Source organism: Ruegeria sp. CDSC068, from assembly GCF_059610545.1.
Genome location: NZ_JBXWNV010000008.1, coordinates 91,896 through 114,473, shown reverse-complemented (window position 1 = coordinate 114,473; position 22,578 = coordinate 91,896). Strand labels below are relative to the sequence as shown.

Annotated in this window: 24 protein-coding genes; 14 read left to right on the top strand and 10 right to left on the bottom strand. The window is 57.2% G+C overall.

The window, feature by feature from the left end:
• The 5 genes from AC2FID_RS16675 (at position 1) to AC2FID_RS16655 (ending at position 5,065) form a co-directional block, all read left to right on the top strand.
• Positions 1-258, top strand: coding sequence for a sarcosine oxidase subunit delta (locus tag AC2FID_RS16675; RefSeq protein WP_282121036.1), 258 nt, complete (start codon positions 1-3; stop codon positions 256-258).
• The gene (locus AC2FID_RS16670; protein ID WP_496837797.1) at positions 245-3,115 is read left to right on the top strand and encodes a 2Fe-2S iron-sulfur cluster-binding protein; all 2,871 of its coding nucleotides are present in this window, start codon (positions 245-247) and stop codon (positions 3,113-3,115) included. The genes AC2FID_RS16675 and AC2FID_RS16670 overlap by 14 nt, the downstream gene beginning before the upstream one ends.
• Before the next feature lies 1 nt (position 3,116).
• Entirely contained in the window at positions 3,117-3,614 is a 498-nt protein-coding gene (locus tag AC2FID_RS16665) for a sarcosine oxidase subunit gamma (RefSeq protein ID WP_496837795.1), read from the top strand.
• Positions 3,615-3,627: 13 nt separating this feature from the next.
• Positions 3,628-4,041, top strand: a complete 414-nt coding sequence (locus AC2FID_RS16660) for a RidA family protein (protein ID WP_496706678.1) — start codon at positions 3,628-3,630, stop codon at positions 4,039-4,041.
• Positions 4,042-4,132: 91 nt separating this feature from the next.
• Positions 4,133-5,065, top strand: coding sequence for an AEC family transporter (locus tag AC2FID_RS16655; RefSeq protein WP_282121032.1), 933 nt, complete (start codon positions 4,133-4,135; stop codon positions 5,063-5,065).
• Positions 5,066-5,069: 4 nt separating this feature from the next.
• Here the strand turns inward: AC2FID_RS16655 and AC2FID_RS16650 are convergent, their stop codons facing one another.
• From AC2FID_RS16650 to AC2FID_RS16620, 7 genes are read right to left on the bottom strand one after another with little or no spacing between them, the layout of a single operon-like run.
• A complete protein-coding gene (locus AC2FID_RS16650) occupies positions 5,070-6,353 on the bottom strand; it encodes an amidase (protein WP_496837792.1) in 1,284 nt (427 codons plus the stop codon).
• Positions 6,350-7,540, bottom strand: a complete 1,191-nt coding sequence (locus AC2FID_RS16645) for a YlbE family protein (RefSeq protein WP_496837791.1) — start codon at positions 7,538-7,540, stop codon at positions 6,350-6,352. Before AC2FID_RS16645 ends, AC2FID_RS16650 begins: the two co-directional genes overlap by 4 nt.
• Entirely contained in the window at positions 7,540-8,166 is a 627-nt protein-coding gene (locus AC2FID_RS16640; protein ID WP_496837789.1) for a hypothetical protein, read from the bottom strand. Before AC2FID_RS16640 ends, AC2FID_RS16645 begins: the two co-directional genes overlap by 1 nt.
• Positions 8,166-8,798, bottom strand: a complete 633-nt coding sequence (locus AC2FID_RS16635) for a hypothetical protein (protein ID WP_496837788.1) — start codon at positions 8,796-8,798, stop codon at positions 8,166-8,168. Before AC2FID_RS16635 ends, AC2FID_RS16640 begins: the two co-directional genes overlap by 1 nt.
• Complete coding sequence (locus tag AC2FID_RS16630; RefSeq protein WP_496837787.1) at positions 8,795-10,165, bottom strand: Rieske 2Fe-2S domain-containing protein; 1,371 nt, start codon at positions 10,163-10,165, stop codon at positions 8,795-8,797. Before AC2FID_RS16630 ends, AC2FID_RS16635 begins: the two co-directional genes overlap by 4 nt.
• Before the next feature lie 24 nt (positions 10,166-10,189).
• Complete coding sequence (locus tag AC2FID_RS16625) at positions 10,190-11,650, bottom strand: aldehyde dehydrogenase (protein ID WP_496837785.1); 1,461 nt, start codon at positions 11,648-11,650, stop codon at positions 10,190-10,192.
• A complete protein-coding gene (locus tag AC2FID_RS16620) occupies positions 11,651-12,673 on the bottom strand; it encodes a succinylglutamate desuccinylase/aspartoacylase family protein (RefSeq protein WP_496837784.1) in 1,023 nt (340 codons plus the stop codon).
• A gap of 130 nt (positions 12,674-12,803) precedes the next feature.
• Here AC2FID_RS16620 and AC2FID_RS16615 point away from each other — a divergent pair, with 130 nt between their 5' ends.
• From AC2FID_RS16615 to AC2FID_RS16605, 3 genes are read left to right on the top strand one after another with little or no spacing between them, the layout of a single operon-like run.
• Complete coding sequence (locus AC2FID_RS16615; RefSeq protein WP_496837782.1) at positions 12,804-13,898, top strand: pyridoxal phosphate-dependent aminotransferase; 1,095 nt, start codon at positions 12,804-12,806, stop codon at positions 13,896-13,898.
• Complete coding sequence (locus tag AC2FID_RS16610) at positions 13,898-14,446, top strand: decarboxylase (RefSeq protein WP_496761144.1); 549 nt, start codon at positions 13,898-13,900, stop codon at positions 14,444-14,446. The genes AC2FID_RS16615 and AC2FID_RS16610 overlap by 1 nt, the downstream gene beginning before the upstream one ends.
• Complete coding sequence (locus AC2FID_RS16605; protein WP_496761143.1) at positions 14,443-15,015, top strand: thiamine pyrophosphate-dependent enzyme; 573 nt, start codon at positions 14,443-14,445, stop codon at positions 15,013-15,015. Before AC2FID_RS16610 ends, AC2FID_RS16605 begins: the two co-directional genes overlap by 4 nt.
• Here AC2FID_RS16605 and AC2FID_RS16600 read toward each other — a convergent pair.
• Together AC2FID_RS16600 and AC2FID_RS16595 are read right to left on the bottom strand one after the other, a co-directional pair.
• Entirely contained in the window at positions 15,002-15,892 is an 891-nt protein-coding gene (locus tag AC2FID_RS16600) for a LysR substrate-binding domain-containing protein (RefSeq protein WP_282170347.1), read from the bottom strand. The two genes, AC2FID_RS16605 and AC2FID_RS16600, sit on opposite strands and share 14 nt — an antisense overlap.
• 119 nt (positions 15,893-16,011) lie before the next feature.
• The gene (locus AC2FID_RS16595; RefSeq protein WP_496741038.1) at positions 16,012-16,590 is read right to left on the bottom strand and encodes a helix-turn-helix domain-containing protein; all 579 of its coding nucleotides are present in this window, start codon (positions 16,588-16,590) and stop codon (positions 16,012-16,014) included.
• 381 nt (positions 16,591-16,971) lie between these two features.
• Between AC2FID_RS16595 and AC2FID_RS16590 the strand changes: the two genes are divergently transcribed.
• Together AC2FID_RS16590 and AC2FID_RS16585 are read left to right on the top strand one after the other, a co-directional pair.
• Positions 16,972-17,322, top strand: coding sequence for a hypothetical protein (locus tag AC2FID_RS16590; RefSeq protein ID WP_282170348.1), 351 nt, complete (start codon positions 16,972-16,974; stop codon positions 17,320-17,322).
• Positions 17,319-17,861 carry an RES family NAD+ phosphorylase gene (locus AC2FID_RS16585; protein WP_496837779.1) on the top strand — a complete coding sequence of 181 codons (543 nt, stop codon included), beginning with the start codon at positions 17,319-17,321 and terminating at the stop codon, positions 17,859-17,861. The genes AC2FID_RS16590 and AC2FID_RS16585 overlap by 4 nt, the downstream gene beginning before the upstream one ends.
• 93 nt (positions 17,862-17,954) lie before the next feature.
• Here AC2FID_RS16585 and AC2FID_RS16580 read toward each other — a convergent pair whose 3' ends face one another.
• Positions 17,955-18,608, bottom strand: a complete 654-nt coding sequence (locus AC2FID_RS16580; protein WP_496837778.1) for a TetR family transcriptional regulator C-terminal domain-containing protein — start codon at positions 18,606-18,608, stop codon at positions 17,955-17,957.
• 109 nt (positions 18,609-18,717) lie between these two features.
• On the opposite strand from AC2FID_RS16580, the gene AC2FID_RS16575 reads away from it, so the two are divergent.
• Genes AC2FID_RS16575 through AC2FID_RS16560 form a run of 4 tightly spaced genes read left to right on the top strand, consistent with a single transcriptional unit; the run spans position 18,718 to position 22,545 of the window.
• Entirely contained in the window at positions 18,718-19,587 is an 870-nt protein-coding gene (locus AC2FID_RS16575; RefSeq protein WP_109310913.1) for an ABC transporter permease, read from the top strand.
• The gene (locus tag AC2FID_RS16570; RefSeq protein ID WP_496837775.1) at positions 19,584-20,372 is read left to right on the top strand and encodes an ABC transporter permease; all 789 of its coding nucleotides are present in this window, start codon (positions 19,584-19,586) and stop codon (positions 20,370-20,372) included. The genes AC2FID_RS16575 and AC2FID_RS16570 overlap by 4 nt, the downstream gene beginning before the upstream one ends.
• Positions 20,369-21,466, top strand: coding sequence for an ABC transporter ATP-binding protein (locus AC2FID_RS16565; protein WP_496837773.1), 1,098 nt, complete (start codon positions 20,369-20,371; stop codon positions 21,464-21,466). The genes AC2FID_RS16570 and AC2FID_RS16565 overlap by 4 nt, the downstream gene beginning before the upstream one ends.
• A gap of 17 nt (positions 21,467-21,483) precedes the next feature.
• The gene (locus AC2FID_RS16560) at positions 21,484-22,545 is read left to right on the top strand and encodes an extracellular solute-binding protein (protein WP_058278606.1); all 1,062 of its coding nucleotides are present in this window, start codon (positions 21,484-21,486) and stop codon (positions 22,543-22,545) included.
• Positions 22,546-22,578 lie beyond the last annotated feature (33 nt).

Here is a 22,578-nt window from a genome sequence, read left to right as displayed (position 1 = left end):
ATGATGCTTATAACCTGCCCGTTCTGTGGCAAGCGCAATGAAAGCGAATTTATCCATGGTGGCCCGGTAGGGGCGGTCCGCCCCGATCCCAATGCCGTCAGCGATGAGGAATGGGTCGAGTATCTGACGGTGACGCCGAATCCACTGGGTCCGGTTCAGGAGAAATGGTGGCACGCACGGGGATGCGGTGAATGGTTCACGATCTGGCGTGATACACGGACCCATGACATTGTGGAGGCACCCGATGGCACAACGTAACCGCCGCGCCTCAGGCGGGCGCATTGACCGAAACCGCCCATTGCATTTCACCTTCAATGGCAAGCCATACGAAGGGTTCAAGGGCGATACGTTGGCCTCGGCCCTGCTGGCCAACGGTATTCGTGTCACCGCCCGCAGTTTTAAATATCACCGCCCGCGCGGTATTATGGGCCACGGGGTCGAAGAACCTGCGACGCTGGTGGAACTGGACGGCGAGGATGCCTCGGGCAACCGTCCCGCGACCACGGTGCCGCTTCGGGACGGGCTCAGCGCACGCTCGGTCAATTGCTGGCCATCGCCCGAGTTCGATCTGGGCGGGATCAATCAGTTACTCTCGCGGTTTATCCCCGCAGGGTTTTACTACAAGACGTTCAAATGGCCGAACTGGCATCTGTTCGAACCTTCAATCCGTCGGGCTGCAGGGTTGGCGGCAGCACCTGAAAGCCCCCCGGCTTCAGGCCATTTTGAAGCCCGAAACGCCCATGCCGATGTGCTGATCGCGGGGGCGGGCCCAGCCGGGCTGCAAGCGGCGCTTGAGGCTGGTCGCGCCGGAAAACGCGTGTTTCTGGCCGATGAGGGCACCGAGGCGGGCGGTAGTTTGTTGAACCGCAACCTGTCTATCGGTGGACGTTCGGCCTTGGACTGGGTCGCGGATGCGGTGGCTGAGCTGCGTGGGATGGAGAAAGTCACCCATCTGCAGAATGCAACCGTCTGGGCCTACCGCGAGCATAATCTGATGATCGTGAACGAACGCGAACCCGAACTGGACGGAGTTTTGGAACGCAGCTGGCGCGTGCGAGCGAGGGAAGTTGTAATCGCAAGCGGGGCCACCGAACGTGCCATGGTCTTTGGTGACAATGATCGACCCGGTGTTATGTTGGCCTCTTCGGTACAGGCCTATGTCAACCGCTGGGGCGTTAAGCCCGGGCAGCGTGTGGTGCTGTTTACAAACAACAACAGTGTTTATGCCGTGGCGGCCGATCTGGCAGCAGCCGGTATGCAAGTTGAGGCCATCCTCGACTGTCGCAAAACCGTTCCACCTGAAGCTTTGGAGCTGGTGCCGGATATTCCGGTTCATGCCGCAACCGTTGCTGGTGACGTGCGCGGGCGCAAAAGTGTGCGCGCAGTCAAAGCCGTTCCCGTGACCGGAGGGGCGGGTCGCTGGATCGACTGTGATGTGCTGGGTTGTTCCGGCGGTTGGAACCCGACCGTTCATCTTTGGTCGCAATCCCGCAGCACGTTGCGATTTGATGAGGATCTGGCAGCCTTCGTTCCTGACGAGGCGGTTCAGACTTGTCGCGCTGTGGGCGCAGCGGCTGGTGATCTGACGCTGGATAGGATTGTTGGTGGTGGCGAAGACCTGGCCTACGCGATCGAACCTCTCTGGCGCGTCAACGTGCCGGGACAGCGCGGGAAGGCGTTTTTGGACGTGCAGAACGATGTCTCGGTCAGCGATGTGCATCTGGCCCTGCGCGAAGGCTATGACAATGTGGAACATGTCAAGCGCTACACGACCGGCGGCATGGGGATCGATCAGGGTAAAACCGGCAATATCAACATCATCGGCACTGTTGCGATGCAAAAGAGCGTGCCGCTGCAAGAGGTTGGAACAACCACATTTAGATCCCCCTACACGCCTGTTTCGTTCGGTGCGATTGGCGGGTTACGGGAAGGCTGGCGGCTATTTCCCTATCGCCATACCCCTGTAACCCAATGGAATAAGGACAACGGCGCTGTGATGTATGAAGCCGGCGCGCGCTGGCGGCGTCCGGGCTATTTTCCGAAGCCGGGTGAAGGCCTGCAAGAGGCGGTAAACCGCGAATGCCGCGCTGTTCGTGAAGGCGTCGGCGTCTATGACGGCTCACCTCTTGGCACGTTTGAACTGAAGGGAAGGGACGTTCCGAAATTCCTAGATTTCATCTACTCCAACATTATGTCCACGCTGAAACCGGGTGACGGGCGCTATGGGTTGATGTTGTCTGAAGATGGTTTGATCCTGGACGATGGCGTTGCCTTCCGACTGGATGAGCACCGCTGGATGATTTCAACCTCGACCGGTCACGCGGATGCGGTGAACCAGCATATGGAAAAGCTGCTGCAAACCGAATTCCCCGACTGGCAGGTGCTGATCACTACTGTCACCAGTCAGTGGAATAATGCCACTATCTGTGGTCCCAAGGCGCGTGAAGTTTTGCAGGCGTTGGGCTCGGATATCGACCTGTCGCCCGAGGCGTTCCCTTTCATGTCCTTCCGCGAAGGCACCGTCGCTGGTTTCCCGGCGCGGGTGGTGCGGGTGAGTTTCACCGGTGAACTGTCCTATGAGGTCAACGTAGCCCCGCGCCACATGGCGGCCCTTTGGGACAAGGTGATGGAGGTTGGTGCGCCCTTTGGCATCCTGCCTGTGGGTTCGGAATCCAGCCATGTGCTGCGGGTCGAAAAAGGGTTCCTGTCGTTGGGGCATGAGGTCGACGGTACGGTGGATGCCTATGATCTGGGAATGGGATGGGCGATGTCCAAGAAAAAGCCTGACTATCTGGGCAAACGCTCGGTCCAGCTGCGCAGGTCAGGCGGCGGTACCCGGCGCGAGCTGGTCGGAATTCTGGCGGATGATCCGAACCGGCAAATCCCCGAAGGTGCGCCACTGACGCCCGGAGGTCGGAAAGAAGCCACCGACGGGTTGGTCACTGCCTGTGTATGGAGCGTGATAAACAACCGCTGGGTTGGGCTGGCGTTGCTGGAAGATGGCCACGCGCGGCAGGGCGAAACTGCGCACGTCCGGCTGAAGGATGACGTGATCCCGGTCACGGTCACGAAACCGGTCTTTCACGACCCCGAAGGTAAATTGCTGAGGTCCTGAGATGAGTTATGACGTCACAATTGAACGGTGCGGCCTGAAGGCTCTGTTCGACCTCAAAGGCGCGCCAGAGGCGGTATCGCAATGGGCCGGGGACGCTTTGCCGAGTTTGCCGCTCCGCCCCAACTGCCGAACAGAAAAGGACGGCATCGAACTGTTTCACATCGGTCGTGACCACTGGATCACCCGCGCCTCACTGGCACAGGAAGACGCGATGGAAGCCCGGCTGAAGCCCACGGACTGCCCGCCAGATATCAGTATTGTTAGGGTCTCGGACACGATGACCTTCTTTCGCATAGTCGGCCCAGATGCAGGTCAGGTGATGTCAATTGCTTGCCCGATGGACCTGCATGACAGCGTGTTCCGGACGGATGCGGTTTCCTATACCGAAGTGTTTGGCCTCAAGGCTTTGGTGATGCGGTGTCAGGATGGTATTGAGTTCGCAGTCGAACAGAGTTTTGCGGATATGGTCGAAGACTATCTGATCCGCGCCACGGCTTGAGGGGAAGATCGGCATGGCTCGAACGCACATCCACAAGTACCAGACGCGCTATCACGCGAAAGCAACCTATTCCAAGGCGATCCGCGCCCGGGGTGACTTTGTCTTCATGCAGGGTCAGGTCGGCACGCTGATGGATGGCACACTGGTTGGCGAAAGCGACCCGGGCGCGCAGGCAGATCAGGCCTGCCGCAACATCCAGCGCTGGATGGAAGAGGCCGGGGGAAGCTTGACTGATGTTTGCAAGTTGACAGTCTACGTCACCGATATTTCGTACCGTCCGGCCGTTTACGAGGCGATCAATCGCTGGTTCGAAGGTGTTCATCACTGTTCGACAGGCGTGGTTGTGCAGGGGTTGGCCGATCCGTCGCTTTTGGTCGAGATCGACGCGATGGCTGTAATCGACGATGATGCTGATACCCCGGGCTGAGGAACTCGGGTCTATCTGACATCGTATTGCGTAGAAACGCCGGTCATGACAGTGTCCGGTCGAGCCGGCCCAGTTTTGTCTGCGAATTGTAATGCTTTCGACACTCACCTCGATACTGCCGATCTTTTTGATCATTGCGCTAGGCTTGGCCCTGCGCAAGGGCGGCATTCCCAGTACGGATTTCTGGAACCTGAATGACAAGCTTGTCTATTGGGTTCTGATGCCATGCCTTCTGTTCAGCAAAATTTCTCTGTCGCCGTTGGACAAGTCGGCGCTGGGTCTTTATTCGGTTGCTATTCTGGGCGGGTTCGTTGTGGCGCTTCTGTTTGCGCTTCTTAGTGCCCGTTTGATGGGTTTTGCGCCGCCGCAGGCCACCTCGATCCTGCAAGGCAGCGCGCGACATAACTCATTCATCGGACTTGCGCTGGCTGCGAACTTGTTTGGGCCAGCGGGGTTGGATATCGCGATTCTGGCGACCGCAATTCTCGTGCCCACCACCAATATTGTTATGGTGGTTCTGATGGTTGGTGCGCTCAAAGGCGATCGAACCAACAGCCTGGCCGTTGCAATCCTGCGGGAACTCGCACGCAATCCATACGTGATTTCGATCTTTCTGGCGGTCTGTGCCAACCAGTTGATCGGTGACAGGATAGCGGTCGTGCATGATGTGACGGATGTTCTGGGTGCAGGCGCTTTGCCGATCACATTGCTGGCTGTCGGTGCCAATCTGAGAGTCCGGGCCATGGCCGCAAGTGCGCTGCCCTTAATTCTGGCCTTCACGGGCAAGATGATTGTCTTCCCTCTGGCAGTATTGGTGATCGGATTACTGGTGGGGTTGCCGCGGGAGGTTCTGCAGATCGCCGTCGTCTATTCGGTGGTGCCGACCGGTGCATCTTCGTACACGCTGGCCAAGCACTTGGGTGGAGACGCGCCGCTGATGGCGGCCATTGTCACGTTGCAGACGTTGATAGCAGCCGTCAGCATTCCCGTATCACTTGCTTTGCTGCTGCCCCTAATTCCTTAAGCGGTCATTGCGACAAGTGTTCATGGGCCCAGACCGCGATGTCCAACAGGCGGGCGTCATCACCCTTTCGTCCGATCAATTGAATGCCAAGCGGCAGGCCATTCTGGTCGGTCCCGAATGGCAAAGCGACCGAAGGCACCTGCAACAGGTTCCACATCCGGGAAAACAGCGGATCTCCAGTAGCGTCCAAACCGGCAGGGGCTGGTCCGGGGGCCGACGGGACCAACAGAGCGTCCACATCCCGGAACATCTGATCCAGCATCGCGCCCGCCCGGTCGCGTAGGTCCAGCGCGGCTTGGTATTCTGCGTCGGTAACGGCCAGCCCCGCTGTGACAAGGTCGTGAAATTGCGGGCTGATGGCGGGCATGCCTACAGCGTATTCTGCAGCGCGCTGCCGCGCGACCTCATAGCTCATGACGGTAATCTGAGCCTGCGTAAGTTCGGCAAAAACGGGTGGAAAAGCAATTTCGCCGGTCTCGGCTCTCGTTGCGGCAAGGGCGGCTAACGCACGCGTGCACGTGTCCCGCATCTCGACCGAACCGTCCCGCCAGTGCGGGCCGCGCATTAGGCTGATCCGAGGCAAAGCCTCGTCGAACTCAACTGGCGGTGCCGGGTCAGTTCGGCACATTACCGCATCGGTCAGCACAAAGTCGCGGGGATCACGAGCCAGAAGGCCGAGTGTATCCAGGCTTTGGGACAAGCCCATGACACCCGTCAGAACATACCGTCCGGTGGTTGGCTTGAACCCGCAGACCCCGCAATACGCTGCTGGTCGGATCAGCGAGGCTGCGGTTTGCGAACCAAATGCGAGCGGAGCCATGAAATCGGCCACAGCTGCGGCAGAGCCGGATGACGAGCCACCCGGCGTATGCACGGGATTCGCCGGATTGGCAGTTTTACCGGGTTTGAAGTAGGCGAATTCGGTGGAGATGGTTTTTCCGATTGGGATCGCGCCCGCGTCCAAAAAAGCCTGAACGCACACTGCATTGCGGTCGGGGCTGCGCCCGGCATACAGGTCGCTACCCCATCCAGTCGGCATGTCTTCGGTGTCGATGATATCCTTGATCACAAACGGCACGCCATGTAGCGGCCTACCAACGGGGAGAGTATCGGCGGCCTTTGCACGCTCCATGGCGCGGACCGCATCGAGGGTTTGAAAAGCCCCGATGACGGGTTCACGGTTTGTGATCCGGTCCAAATGGGCCGCCATCACCTCGGAAGGCTTCACCTCACCTGCCCGGATCAATGTGGCAAGTTCATGGGCAGAATGATGGTTCAGCCCAGTCATGCCTCCAGCACTTTCAACGCGTCGGCAAAGGCGGCGACTGGCATGTCGTAGATGCCACCGCCCAAGCGACCGGCCTCGCCCAATCGGTCAAGAATGCCCAGCCCGATCACAGGCCCCAAACCCTGTTCCACGGCACCCCGCGCCGTGCTGCCCAGCCGAACATCCAAGGCCCGGAAATACGGATGCGTTCCGACTGACAGACCTGACATTCGCGCTTGAGCGTCGTCGGGCAGATAGGCACCCAGACCCTTCTTTTGTTCAGGGCTCAGATCTATGGCCATTGCCCCCAGCCCGAATGCCTCGACCACGGCACTGTCGCCGATCGCGCCAAGGGCGCGGACCTGCGGCAAATCCACGTCAAACGCCCCCTTGGGAGGGCTGGCCGGAATTGTGAACCAACGGCCCGGTAGGCCCGAGATCTGGATGCCAACTTCGCGCCCATTGCCGCCTGCAGCGGTGACGAAGCTTGATCCTTCAATGCCCTCCGCCAGTTTCATCATGCATTTGGTCGCCGCCATCCAGAGGTTGAGAAACAGTGAGGGCGAGCTGTCCATAAAGGCCAACACGTCGTCATCCGTGATCCCGCCGGTGGTGCGATCCTTGAGTTCAGCAATCAACGCCTGTGCGGCCACGGGTGTACGGCCATGGCAATCATCCCCGCCCATCAGGCCGATCACGGCCAGCGGGACCAGCGCGATCCCTTCGGCAATCCCTTTCTCCAGAACATCAAGAAACCGGGTGTTGAGCCAGCGAATGTGGTTGAGCACCGCCTCGGACCTCAGCCCTAAACGCATCGCTGGGCGGCTGCCTGCATTGATCGGCGCGTAAACACGTTGTTGGCCACGCCACGCGTCATAGACTGTGTGCAGGGGCATATCCGCCGAGACCACGGCGGCCAGAGGTGTCACGACATCGTGGTCTTGCGCGGGTTTCAGCACGATCTCGCCTGCGTTAATCATCGCCTCGGCCTGATCGAAATTCTGTGCTAGCCCTTGCCAGACTGCAGCGACACAGGCCGAGTTCAGGATCGGCGCGGTGATCTGATCCGGGCTGGCGAAGGCGGGACCGGCATGTAGCAGTACATTTTCGTCCAACCTCAGCGCCTCGGATGCTGTATTGAACCGGTTCCAGACCGGTTGTGTCACCATGGCCTTGTCGAACGCCAGCTGATCAGCCGGATGCAGCATCAAGTATCCTCCGGCGGTATGATCCATGTTTCCGAGAAGTAGAGGAAGGCAGTCGTTGTTTCATACCCAGCCTGCACCCGTGTGCCCAACTTGCCCGGCAATGCGTGACCATTAACGATGATCTGAGCCGAATGTGCTGGCACCAGTAGCGAGAACATGTTCTGCTCCCCCGAAGCTACCTCATGCGGAGACAGCTCCAGCGCGCGAGGCGGCTCGAGCCCTTCCCAGACCAGTTCAACTGTCAGGTTTTCTCCGGCGATGGTTTCGGTATAGCGGTGGTTCATCGGATCGCCCGAGGATCGGACGACCTGCGCGCCTATCTCGGGGAGAGAAGCAAAAGCGGGAGCATTTGCGAAAGCGGCCAGTTTGCTGATGAAATTGGTCTTCAGAAAGGCAGTCAGATCGAGATTATCGCTCAGGATTACGTTCGGTGCCTCCGGGGGGCCGTCCACTTGATCTGGCGTTCCATACAGCAGCAGCACCTGACCCTGACCGACCGGAGACCATGCCACGCGAAAGAACAGCGCCATAGCGGTGAAATTGTTGTTGTCGTCTTTCAGCAGGATGCCGGGGTTCTCGCCTGTCCAGTCGACTGTCCCGGGGGTGATCGGTTCGTTCAACGGCATTACAGATCCTCCTGCGGGGTCACCCAGGTTTCGGAAAAGGCCAGAAAGGCGGTAGACATGGTGCGGCCAAAGAACTGGCGGCTTGCGACCTGACCGGGGAGCGGGGTGCCGTTGATGACGACCTGCGCCGCCTTGGCCTCGAGGAACACTGAATACATCTCATGCTCTTTGGTTGCCGAGTTTTCCTTAGTGACCTCAACCGGCAAGGGTGGACCCATTTCCTGCCAGATCATCTCGACCGTAACGCCCGAGCCTCGCAGGGTCTCGGAATAGCGCGACCTCAAATCGCCGGGGCGTTTTTCGACGCTGTCACAGTCCAGCCAGCTCATCGCATCAAGGCCTGCCTTTCCGATGAAGGTGGGCATCTTGGTGACCCAACCATCCACGATCCAGCGCATCATGCGTTGGTTGTCCGTCATGATCAGATTGGGTGCGTGCGGCCAACCCTGCGCTTGATCCGGCGCGCCCAGGATCAATGCGGCATGGCCCCGACCATAGGGCGACAAAACCACCCGGAAGAACAGCGCCAGAGTGTCATAGTAGTCCTGCGTCGGGTTCTGTTTCAGATAAATGCCGGGGTTTTCGCCGGACCAGTCGACCCGACCCGGATTATGTGGAACACGATTGGTCATGACCAGCTTGCCTCATACTTTTTCAGCGCATCGACGATGAATGTCTTACGGGCCTCGCCCTGCAATTGGTCGCCGGATTTGTAGATCTCAGCTACCTGATGCGAGATTTCCTTGAGCACTGCACCATCGTCGCGGCCGTCCTGAAGCGGGATGCGTAGCATTGTGTCCCCGGCATATGTCGGTATCGCCTGACCGGCAAAGCCACCGGTCGGTTGCGGGGGGGACTGACCGTCTTTCAACGCGCGAATGGCGTTGCGCAGCAAGCGGCGTGCCTTGGCCACGCCCCGATCCGTAAAGCTGAGGTTTTCACGGGCATGGACGTTCCGCGGCCCCTGACTGACCCAGGCGTCATAGTCGCCGGGGTCCCGCTGGCGCATCTCATAGGGTCGATCGGGATCCTGGCCATAGAAATCCGTCATCCCAAAGCCCACTTTGCTTTTGTCCGTTAGGCCCTTTGGATCGTCATTCGCCGCCGCATCCCGGAAGTGGCGCCATGCGATGACCATCGTGTTGGTGTCGTCAATTGGGGTTATCCAACGCGACAGCCCGCAGCGCCCAAAATAGCGCGACCCGTCTGGCACCGGGAAGTGGCCGCCATTTTGCGTAAACGACGGCAGCATATGGTCATGTATGCGCACCCAGACGATATCTTCGACACGTCGGACATTGGTGTAAAAGTCGCCCGTTTGACTATCGTGAAACTCGATCATCGGCATCTCGGCAAAGGCGTCGATGAACTGGCTGCGTACTGCCAGTGTATGTAGGTAGACAACATGGAACGGGTCCCATGCATTTTCCATCACCTGAAGCCAGTTGCACGGGGATTTGATGAGGTAAGGCACCAACTCGTCGCCATCTTCGTCAAATGTGTCCATTACTGGGAACGGGGGTTGCTCGTCAGGGGGGCCCATAAATGCAAAGGCCAAACCCTTGTACTCGATCACCGGATAAGCCCCCAGGCAGGCCTTTTTTTTGACCTGTGAGGCGGGCGGCTCACACGGGGTTTCCAGAATGGTGCCGTCCAAACCGTACTTCCAACCGTGGTATGAGCATCTAATTCCGCCTTCCTCAACGATGCCAAACTCAAGGCTCATGTTGCGGTGGCAGCAATGCAGATGGGTCAGGCCCAGCTTGCCTTCTTTCTTTTCGCGGAACAGAACCAGATCTTCGCCCAGAATACGCAGGCGATAGGGCAGGTCGCCAATCTGATCGGTCATAGCCACCGGCATCCAGAACCGGCGCAGGTATTCGCCGCACGGAGTGCCGGGGCCAACCTCGGTCAGTTCCGGGTCAGGTTGCTGTTGCCAGACTTTTTGTTGGTCGTGACCGCGGAAATTGCCCTTGGGGGCTGAGAAATGATCGTTCATGCCGTCCTCCGTGCGTATCGGTGGTCAGGGAAACGGATCGGACACCGGCGTGGTGCCGGTCCAGATCGATTTGACCTGACAGAAATCCCTTATGGCGTCCGGGCCCAATTCACGCCCGTAGCCCGACAGTTTGACCCCACCAATGGGGCAGGCAGGGTCAACGCTGCGATAATGGTTGATGTAAACAGTGCCCGCCTCGATTGCCTCGGCTACCCGCGCGCCCTTGTCGGCATCGGTGGTCCAGACACCGGCGGCCAGCCCGTAGTCGCTGTCATTGGCCAGCGCGATGGCTTCGTCTTCGGTGGTGAAAGAGGTGATGGCCAGAACCGGTCCGAACACTTCTTCACGCCAGAGCTGCATGCCGGGGGTTACATCGTCGAATACCGTTGGTCCGATATAGAACCCATTTCGGCCTGCCGTTGTGGCGGTGCCGTCCAGTAAGCAAACCGCGCCGTCGGCTTTGGTGCGGTCGATCATTGCCGTAACCTTTCGCAGATGCGGTTCATTGGCCAGCGGTGCGATCTGAGTATCCGGGTCCATCGGATCCCCCATCTGCAATGTGCGGGCGCGGTCGATCAGGCGGGATAACAGCCTGTCCTTCAGCACGGCCTCAACGATCAGCCGCGATCCGGCGACGCAAGTCTGGCCATTTGACAGGAAGATGCCGGACAGAATTCCGTTGACCGCATTGTCCATGTCACAATCGGCAAACACCACCTGCGGAGATTTCCCGCCCAGTTCCAGCACCGCCGGGATTACACCGGCTGAGGCAGCCTCAGCCACTTTTCGTCCTCCAAAGTCCGAACCGGTAAAGGTGACCTTGCGTGTTAGAGGGTGGCGGACCAGTGCTTCGCCGACCTCATGACCGAGTCCGGTGACGACGTTCAGCACCCCGGGCGGTAGTCCCGCCTCATGTGCCAGGCGTGCAAATTCCAAGGTTGATGCCGAAGCCATTTCTGAGGGCTTCACTACAACCGTATTGCCAGCTGCCAGTGCCGGGGCCAGCTTCCATGCAAGGATCATCAGCGGAGAATTCCAGGGCGTGATGGCGACCACGGCGCCATAGGGCTTAAAGTGGCCCACGCTATGCACACCGGGGATGGAATTGGCCTGAGGTTCGGGCCGCAGCTTGCGTGCCTCTGTCGCAAAAAATCGAAACCAGCTGTGCAACCCGGCAAACTGCCCGCGCACCTCAGTAATACGCTTGCCGTTGTCGCGAATTTCGGGTGTGACAAGGTCTTCCCACCGAGTTTCCAGCATGTCAGCTAAACGGTCCAGCATATCCGCCCGTTCTGTCGGCCCGGCTTTGGCCCATGGCCCGCTGCGGAAGGCCTGGTCGGCGTCCCGGATGGCTATGTCGGCGGTCTGTGTGTCGCCACGGGCGATCATGCTCCATACCTGACCGGTGGCGGGGTCGATACTGGGCAGGGTTTCACCGTCCCAATCGACAAAGGCACCGGAAATGAACGGGGAATAGGTTTTCATTCAACGTTCCTCGGACAGCGGTTGAGCCACCAATGCCAACAGATCGCCACGGCGCACCATGCCACGATTGCCATGAGCCAGAACGTGCCCGGCTGTGGGAAATTTAAGTTCGACTACCGAGCGTTCCGGTTCGGCGGGGAAATGCAGCGTGCCTGCCAGATCGCCTCGTTTGACTTGTTGTCCTGCGGTGCAGCGTCGGTCGAACAGCCCATCTGCGGGTGCATGGACTGAATGCAATGGATCGGCGATTTCCACACATTGCGTTGAAACAGGGTCCGGAGCACCGCCGGGCAGGATACCTAAATGCTTCAGACAGCGTTTGAGTCCGGTTTCAGCAAGGTCCGCGGCATGCGGATCGACACCACCCCCGCCGCTGAGTTCAGCTGCGATCATCGGGACCCCAACCCGCGCGGCGGCGGCATTCACACTTCGGTTATCGTTATGTGCGCCCAGCACCCAGATCAGAGGCAACCCGAAAACGCAGGCTAGTTCCATGTTGGAAGCGGTCAGATCCGCGTCATCCCCCCGCGCTGCCAAGGCGCAGGGCTCGAATACAGATGCCTTGCCACCCGAGTGCAGGTCAATGGCGGCATCTACGCGCGGCAGTAGTACAGTTTCAACAAAATGCGCCAGCATCGCTGTCGGGCCGCCATTCGCGGTGCCAGGAAAAGCCCGGTTGAGGTTTTGCCCATCCAATGGCGACACCCGCGATGAGGCGAGAAACGCAGGGGCGTTCAAGGCCGGGATCAGGATCACCTGTCCGGTCAGGTCAGATGGGTTCAGCTGTGCCGCAAGCCGCAGGATCGCGGCAGGTCCTTCGAATTCGTCTCCATGAGTGCCGCCCAAAATTAGAACAGAAGGTCCGGGTTTGCCACGTAAGCTGATGACCGGGATCGGGTGGTATCCCAACGGTACGGCATTGTCGGACCATTTCAGCATCAGATCACCGGACTGTCGACCTGGCGCGTCCAGATCGATGGTCAGGTGAAGCCTGCTGTGTTGGGGCGAAAACGTATCGGTCATCCGGGTTCTTTTGCTGAGTCCCAGTCTTCATAACATAATTTTTTTGAAAGTGAATTGCTTAAAACGCGGCTCTATGTGATATATGGTGAAAATTGCCATTGCCGCCATCTGGTGGTGCCGGAGGAATTGGATGGGCATAACCCTCGCAAAAACAGGAATAGGCAGGATTAAACCTCATATGATTGGAGGGGCGTCTGCTGACGTTCCACCGCCTGCGATTCTTTTGAACTCGAATGAAAGCGTGTTTGGTCCTAGCCCGTCTGCCCGCGCTGCCGCTTGTGCGGCAATCAGCAATGTCGAGCGCTATTTGGAAAACCCTGACGATATTCTGGCCCCGGCGATTGCCGCGCAGTACGGGTTGGATGCGGCCCGGATCACCACAGGACAGGGATCGGACGATCTGCTGGCCCGTCTGGCCCGGGCCTACCTAGGGCAAGGTACCGAGCTGATCCGCAGCGCCAATGGCTATCTCAAGGTGCCCAACTATGCTTTTGCCAACGATGCCGAGGTGGTGTCGGTCGCGGATGACGCATTCAAACCTTCAGTCGACCGGATGATCGATGCGTTGACCGAACGAACCCGGATCGTCTACCTCGCCAATCCGGAGAACCCGGCAGGCACCTATCTGAACAGCGCAGAGCTGCGCTGCCTGCATGCCGCGCTACCGGAAAACGTCCTGCTGATCGTGGACGCTGCCTATGAGGAATATGTCGATGCGGCAGATTATGAGCCCGCGCATAAGCTGGTAGAGGCTGCCAACAACGTGGTCATGTGCCGGACATTTTCCAAGATATTCGGGCTGGCTGGTGCGCGTGTTGGTTGGATGTACGGGTCCAACGATGTGGTGGATAGTGTGCGTCGGATCGGCCTGACTTTCCCGGTGGCGTCCTCTTCGGTCGCAGCGGCTGTCGCGGCGCTGGAAGACACGGCACATACCCGTTTCGTGCGAGAGACTAATTTGAACAACCGAGGCTGGCTTAGCGCCGCGCTAACGGAAATGGGTCTGCATGTTGTCCCAAGTCAGGCCAATTTCGTGCTGGTTCATTTTCCGGACCCTGTGAAATCTGCCGAAGCGGCCGATCTTTTCCTGCGCGGACAGGGGATTTCTGTGCGCCGGTTCGCCTCACCCGCCTATCGTGACCATATTCGCATCACTATCGGCCATAGGCATGAACTGAAGGCGGCACGGGATGGGCTCGCCGCATTTCTGAACGGAGGTGCCTGATGGTTGCGTCCCCCCTACCGACCGAATGTACGCCGCAGGTCAAGCATCCTTCAGGTGCGGCTATCATCGCTGCTATCAAAGCGGCGGGTGTTGGCGAAATCGTGGCATTGCCGGACATCGTTACCAGTGACGGGCTGCTCTGGCCGATCTCGCGAGATCCCGAATTTCGCCTGACCCGGATCTGCAAGGAGGATGAGGGCGTCAGCATCTGCGGGGCGATGTCCTTTAACGGCACGCGCGCGATCCTGATGATGCAGCAAACGGGGCTGATGGATTCATTGAATGCGATCCGGGCCATTGGCGTCGATTATGAACTGCCGGTGGTCATGATGGTTGGCCTGCAGGGTAAAGAGCCACATATTCATCCGGACCAATCTGCCTCTTACGGGGTGCGGATTGTTCGGCCGGTGTTGGATGCGATGGAACTGTCACATTCCCTGATCGAATGGCCGGGGGACGAGGCGCATATCCCGCAGGCGATTGAAGCGGCTTATGCAACTTCGAGACCCCATATATTCCTGATCGGCCGAGCACCGGAGGCATCATGACCATGCACCGCGACGCAGCGCTTAAGGCCCTGATCCCTCATGTCCGTGATGACGATATTGTTGTTGCTGTTTATCAGAGCTGTTTCGACTGGCTTGCCCTGAATCCGCGCGACCTAAATTACGTGGCCGTCGGGGCGATGGGGCAGGCGTCGTCACATGGTCTGGGTCTGGCGCTGGCCAATTCTGACAGGCGGGTCATCGTTCTGGATGGCGATGGCAGCCTGTTGATGAATCTTGGGACATTGGTGACGATTGCCAATGCGGGAGTAACGAACCTCTATCATTTTCTGTCGGCTAACCGGGTCTATGAGGTGAACGGGTCGCATCCCCTGCCTGGTGCGGATAGGGTTGATTTTGCGGCCATGGCCTGGGCTGCCGGGTATGCCAGTGTGCAGCGCTTTACCGAGCTGGATCAGTTTTCAGCTGCGGTGCCTCAGGTTCTGTCATCCACCGGCCCGCAATTCGTCTCGATGGAACTGACGGCAGGTGCCCCTTACCCTCGGGACTACGCCTATATCCACAGCGCGCAGGCGCGAGCCAGTTTTCGCGAGGCGCTTAATCGTCGCTGATCTGCGATTGCACGATCTTCAAAAAGGACTGTCCCACGGCGGACAAGGGCTTGTTCTTGGACCAGAACAGGACTGCTCGAAACGTCAGAGGCGCCGCAAAAGGCAGCGCGACACAATCGGGAATGGTTTTGAGATAATCCAGGCTTGCTCCGACAACAGAAACTCCTAGACCGCGCGCGACCAGACGGCACACTGCGTCGGTAGTGCGGGTCTCATACTGCATCTGACGTGAGATCCCTTTGGCCTCAAAAAACTGGTCAATCTCAAACCGGAAGCGTGAGGACGGCATATATGAGATAAAGCTCTTACCCGCCAGGTCCTGCGCCTGAACTATGGTTTTCTCTGCCAGAGGATGGCCGGTTGGAACGACGCAACAGACGTCGCTGTTCCGGATAACCAGGCTGTCAAAGGACGGGTTGGCGGGTTGGGTTGTCGTGATCCCGAAATCGTAATTCTGCGAAACCATCCATTCGACGGCGTCATCGCTGGGCGCGATTTCCATTCGGGCCATGGCTTTTGGCCAAGTAGCTGAAAACTCCTGAAGCAGATCCGGAGCAAGCTGAGAGGACACCCCCGGCGTGATCACCAGGTTAAGCCGCGCGTGACCGAACTTCCCAATGGCTGTGGCGGAATCCTTTATGTGCTCCATGCCGCTAACGGCCTGCCGAACCTCTTCCACCAGCAAGCGTGCTTCATCCGTGGGTACCAGGACCCGGCCCGAGCGCTGAAACAGCTGAAAACCGACTTCGGCCTCGAAATCCGAGATCAGGCGGCTGACCGCGGGTTGTGAGATGCCCAGCATCGCTGCCGCTTCGGTTACAGTTCCGGTGGAGACGACGGTTCGAAATGCATCAACCTGTTTGAACGTAATTTTCATGGGGGCTCAGTGCCTGATTGGGATATGCGGTTGGATTATTCATAGTTTCACATAATACAAGAATATGAAACGGTCCGGGTAGGTTATACGGCTCGAGGGTGTCAAATCGCGGTCTGAATTTACTGCGGGCGAGTTGATACAGTGATGAATTCGATCTCATCCGACACGATCTTGCAAAACCCGTGACGCAGCTTGGCATCGAAGCTTAGGGTATCGCCAGTTGCCATAACAAAATCCTCGGTGCCACACCTGTATATTGCGTCGCCCATTATCATGTAGAGAAAAACACAGCCTTCGTGCTGGTAACTGGGCAATGTCCCAGATTGGTCCTTTGAAATGGTAATACGGGCAGATTGAAACAGACCTCCCGGTCCGCCATGTTTACCAAGCAACAGGTAGTTATGCACGTGGCCCTGCGTAATACGCCGGGACATGAGACCTTCGCCTGCTTTGACGTGATGTACGTCGGCCGAAACTTCGGTGTCGGCAAACAAGGCCATCAGAGGAACATCCATCGCGTCCGCCAATGCCTGTAGCGTGCCAAGAGACGGAGAGACGCTACCGTTTTCAATACGGCTGATCATCGAGGTCGAAACCTGCGATGTTGTCGCCAGCTCAGAGAGGATCAGATTGCGTTCCTGCCGTAGCCTTTGCAAAGTTTGCCCGACTTCACGCTCGATATCTCTTTGTTTGATCACAGTTTTCAGTGCCGATATTGCTGTAGTTGCATAGAAGATTGTTAGTCTTAGTTGTGTCAGTTTTTAGCATTCAGTCAATTGGTCTTTGTCAGGTTATTGAAGACCGTTCAGCAGAATAGCGATACACCATTCTGAAGTTACCCGACTTGTCCCGCAGAGTTGATCCTCCGTTTCCTAACTATATTGGGCGGACCACTTCATTTGGGGAAGGATCAGACGGCATTGCCAAGTTGATCACATTGTTCATCTCGGATCGCGCGGACCCATGACCATACCGGCCTAGGCGGCTTGATTTTTTGCTGCAAAGTACGGGGCAAAAGGCCGGGCAGCCTTGATTGTCAATAAATTGGTCCATATATTGTGGCATCAGGAGTGATCGATATGGAATTACGTGATCTTGTAGAAGACCGATTGATCTCACCGGATCGTCTGGCCCGGCATCTTAAAACCACCAAGCGCGAGATTGGTGAGACCTTAGGCATTGCTCCGGAATCCTTGTCTCGGCGGCAGCGTGTAGCTTCCGTATCGGTCCAGACATCATTGCGTCATCTAGTTGAGATTTTGAACGCCGTTGCACCGGCTGTTGGAAGCTCGCTTATGGCCTATGCTTGGTATCGATCCGAGCCCATTGTGGGGTTTGGCGGGCGTACGCCTGAGGAAATCGTCAAGGATGGAGAGAACACGGCGTTGAAGTCCCATATTCTGCGGCGTCTAGAAGGTGGTTACGCTTGAAGCATGCCATCCGGGTGCAGCGTACTGTCATCCGTGCCGCCAAACCGCGCTGGTCGTACCTGCCGACATCAGGGGAGGGGGCTGCGCGACGCGGTGGGCGGTTTAACCCGATCGGTGAGCCCGCGCTATATACGTCGCTTTCCCATGAAACAGCCGCGCGCGAGGTGCGTTTTAGCCTGAATCAAGAACCCTATACCTTTTATTTTCTCGCGGTTGATTGCCTTCATATCGCTGATCTGACCAGCCGGGATACCAGACATACATTGGGTATTTCCTGGGAGGATCTCGCCAATGATAACTGGGAGTCCGAGATGCACAGGGAACTGATCCCTTCAACTCATGATGTTGCGGAAAGCCTGAAAGGCGAAGGCTACGCAGGTGTTCTGGTGAACAGTTTCGCATCGGGGGCCACGCCTGATGACATCAATCTGGTTCTTTGGGATTGGGACGCGGTTGATCATTTGCCGTCAAGCAGACCAAATGTGGTGATGGTCCTACACCGGGATGATCTACCGAACAGTGATGTATCCTGGCAGTAGCCCCCTGATCTCGAAAATTCTTCATCGCAAAGCGGATGTTGGCTTTCGAAAAAGGGGCTTTGTCTCTACATCAATTTCGAGCGTCGCTAAGCCTCATAGAATGAATTTGCCGGGAAAAAGTCCGGCTAAGAATCTTCGAATAAGTTCAGCAGAACGTCGTCGCGAAAAAACTTGCATATCGGTAAGATAGTTTACCCACATACCTTCCAATAGGGCCAGCGTTCCGCTGGTGGCATCATTCACCAAGTTCGGATCATGCCGGTTTTGCTGGGCTATCTCCATGAACGCATGCCGCAATGTCTCGACAAGTTTGGGGTCCTGAGTGCTGCTGTAACGGGCAATGCCTGGGTGTGAGCTCGCGATGCCGCGGAATGCATGCCAGATTTTTGTACTTCGTGGATTGAGTAAAGCTTCAGACAGATCGGCCTCAATCACAGCCATCACTCGGTCTTCGGGCGATGCATCCGAGCCGAGATCGGTCAATCTGTCCATCTCGGCATAATATTCGGTACTGAAATGCTGGGCCGCTGCGGTCAGCAAATTGTCCTTACCCCCGAAATGCAAATGGATCATTCCGCGCGACAGACCTGAGCGCTCGCAGATGCGACTGACCGAGGTGTCGGTAACTCCGATATCAGCAATCGTGTCCAAAGTCGCCTTGATCAAAAGCTGCCTATTGGCCTCTGGATCGCGCTTCGAGCTACGCTTTCTTCCTTTTTGATCTTTCACTCTATTCAATGATTCCATCAGCTTAGGGTCTTCTCATATGGGTGGCTCACAGGAAGATTGACACGAAAGGTCTTTCTGGCGCAACATTAAATGGACGATCGTCCATTAGAGACTCGTAAGTACCGAGATGGGAGATAGGGTGATTTTTCGTAGCGAAGCGTCCCGGGGTTATACCCTCAGCGCACCAGCCACGGCATACGTGGGCTTTCTGGTGGCGGCGCCTTTGGTGATCCTGATCGCCTATTCGTTCTGGACCCAAACCTACGTAACGCTCGACAAGACACCGACGTTGAAAAACTATAGCGACGCGCTTGCTGATCCGCTGGTTCGACACTTAATGCTAAGGTCGATCTGGATTGCCGGAGCAGTTACGGTAGTCACTGTCGCATTGGCATATCCAATTGCGTACTTCATCGCGATGAAGGCCCGGAAAAAGACTATCTGGCTTCTGCTCATCACTATTCCGTTTTGGTCCAGCTATCTGCTGCGCGTATTTGCCTGGAAGCTCATCCTTGGGTTCAACGGGGTGATGAATTCTGCACTGCTGATGCTTGGTCTGATCGACGAACCGCTCGACTTCCTGCTGTACAACGAATTTGCTGTCGTGCTGACGCTTGCTCATGCCTGGGCACCTTTTGCGATCCTGCCGATCTATGTCTCGTTGCAGAAGATCGATCCAAGTCTGTTGGAGGCCGCCACAGACCTCGGCAACAGTCCTTTGCAACGCTTCATGCGGGTGACGCTGCCGCTGACGATCCCGGGGATCATTGCGGCTTGCCTGATCATCTTCATTCCGACTGTCGGCGACTACGTGACCCCAGCACTGGTCGGCGGATCGGACGGGAAGATGATTGCCAATCTTATTCAGGTTCAGTTCGGGGCCGCCAACAACTGGCCTCTCGGCGCCACACTTTCGCTGATCGCGATGCTGTCGGTCGGCTTCGTCGCCATCGTGTTTGTCATTACCGCCACGCAGCTTGGGAGGAGGATCAGATGAAGCGCCCCTCGACCCTGACAGCCTATGCTTTTCTGTATTTGGTTTTTCTGTACCTGCCGGTTCTTTTCCTACCTTTGTTCTCGTTCAACAGCGGTACAATTGTTGCCTTTCCGATCAAGGGCTGGACGCTGGACTGGTATCGGAAGTTGGGCGAACAGGATACGTTGATCCAGGCCCTTTGGAATTCGCTTGGTGTTGGCACGGTCGTCGCACTTCTATCCACCGCCATGGGGCTGTTCGCTGCGCGCGCCTTTGTTCGATACCGTTTTCGAGGTCAGCGTGCAGCTGAAGGACTGGTGATGCTGCCTTTGGTTATTCCTGGCATTATCGTGGCCTCTTCAATGCTGGTCCTGTTTCTGTTTCTCGGCCTCAAGCCATCTCTGCTGACCGTTGTTCTGGGCCATACGTTCCTCGCCTTGCCGTTTTCCGTTTCGATCCTGAAGTCTGCCTTTGATGACTTCGACGCGTCGCTGGAAGAGGCATCTTACGATCTGGGCGTCGGCGTGTTCGAAACCTTCCGCCGCGTGACACTGCCGGTCGTTTCCCCCGGTATCATAGCCAGTATGCTGGTCACTTTTACGGTTAGCTTCGATGAGTTCGTCCTGGCCTTTTTCCTGTCCGGCAACCAGCCAACACTGCCGGTCTATATCTGGAGCCAGATCCGTTTCCCCGCCAAGCTTCCAAACGTTTTGGCCTTGGGCTCTATCCTGCTGCTTACCTCGGTTCTGCTTTTGGTACTGGCCGAGTATTTCCGGCGCCGCTCATCCGCATCAGAGGTCCAATGACAGACGGTAACATCATAGAACTCAGGGGCGTCGAAAAGCGCTATGGCACGTTCCTAGCGGCCAGCGGGATTGATCTCGATCTCAAAGAGGGCGAGTTTTTCTCACTCCTCGGCCCCTCGGGATGCGGCAAGACTACGGTATTGCGGATGATCGCGGGCTTCCAGGAACCGACCGCGGGTACCGTGCTGATCGACGGTCAGGATATGGAAGGTGTGCCTGCCAACAACCGTCCAACGAACATGGTCTTTCAGAGCTACGCCATCTTCCCGCACCTGAACGTCGGGAACAACGTGGCCTATGGATTACGGGGCAAGGCGCCCAAGGGTGAGATCGACCAGCGCGTAGCCGAGGCCCTGGAAATGGTCGAGCTGGGCGGTCTTCAGGATCGCGGCGCAAGTGAATTGTCGGGTGGGCAGCGGCAAAGGGTGGCGCTCGCCCGTGCGCTGATCATGCGACCCAAAGTGTTGTTGTTGGACGAGCCCTTGTCAGCACTCGACAAGAAGCTGCGCGAACAGATGCAGTTTGAAATGCGCAACCTGCAGCAATCGCTTGGCATCACCTTTGTGATGGTCACCCATGACCAATATGAGGCGATGACCATGTCCGATCGTATTGGCGTGATGTTCAATGGACGGCTCAAGCAGGTGGACACACCAACCACGCTTTATGCCCGTCCTTGTGATCAGCAAGTGGCCAGTTTCATCGGTGAGATGAACATACTGCCTGCCCAGATGTTGGGAGAAACCGGCGATATATTGTCGATTGATGCGGCTGCTTTCGGGCGGATTGAGATTGAGAGAAACCCCAACGTTGCGACCAGCTCTAAAGACATGAACATCGGTATTCGCCCGGAACAATTGGAAATCGCTGCTGAAAAACCAGAAGACTATCCGTCAACGGTTCAAGGCACTGTCAGCAACGTCGCCTTCTATGGCGAGAACATTCACTACCACATTCAGGTGGCGGGAGCTGAAAAACCAATCTCGGTCTCAGTTCCAAATTATTTTCACACGGTCGATTTCAAACGCGGCGACGCAGTTTGGCTGGGGCTACAGGGGGCAAGCGTGATCGATCTAGGTACAGACACAAAGTAAAATAGTGGGAGGATAAAATGAGACTTCAGGGAATTGCGGCCTTCGCATGTGCGACGGCGATAAGTACGGGAACTGCCATAGCAGGTGGCGCTGATCTGACGGTTTTTGACTGGTCGGGATATGAAGATCCCGGGTTCTTTGCCAGCTACATGGAAAAATACGGGAATGAGGCACCAAGCTATTCCTATTTCGGAAGTCAGGAAGAAGCCTTTACGAAACTAAGTTCGGGTTTCACGGCTGATCTGGCGCATCCTTGTTCTGACGCGGTCCGGAAATGGGTCGCAGCCGACCTGATCCAGCCGCTGGATGAAAGCAAACTGACCAACTGGGCCGATGTTCTGCCCGAGATCAAGGAAGTCGACGCCATCGTCCTAGACGGCAAGCTTTACATGTTGCCGTTCGAGTGGGGGAACACGGGCCTTATCTACCGCACCGACAAAATCTCAGGCGATGATATTTCGCTGCAAATGCTGGCGGACCCGGCCTATGCAGGCAAGATCGCCGTCCCGGATGCCGCGTCATCTGCGTACGCCCTGGCTGCGCTGGCCACTGGAAACGCCGACGATTATACCAATCTGAGCGACGAGCAGTTCAAGGAAGCATCTGATTTCCTGCGCTCGATCCACCCGAACATGCGCTTTTACTGGTCCGATGCGGGTCAATTTGATCAGGCCATGACCAGCGGTGAGATCGAATTGGGTTGGGCCTGGAACCAGTCAGAACTGAACCTGATCTGGAACGAAGTGCCTGCCGCGATGATGCGTGATGTCGATAAGGGCATCGCGACTTGGGCGTGCGGTTACGTGCATCTGAAGTCTTCCACGACTCCGGTCGATCAGGTCTATGATCTGTTGAACGCGCTCACTGACCCTGCCAGCGGTCAGTACATCATCGACAACTGGGGCTACCCACATTCCAACGCAAAAGCGTTCGAAGTTGCCGATCAGGCCAACATCGAAGCCTATGGTTTTGCTGACCCTAAAAGCTTCTTCGAAGGCAGTTTGTTCTTTGATGCGGTGAATCCCGAGCTTGAGGCGAAAATGCTGGCAGAATTTGAACGGATCAAAGCCGGCTTCTAACACAACCACTTTTCCGGGGCCTTACGGCTCCGG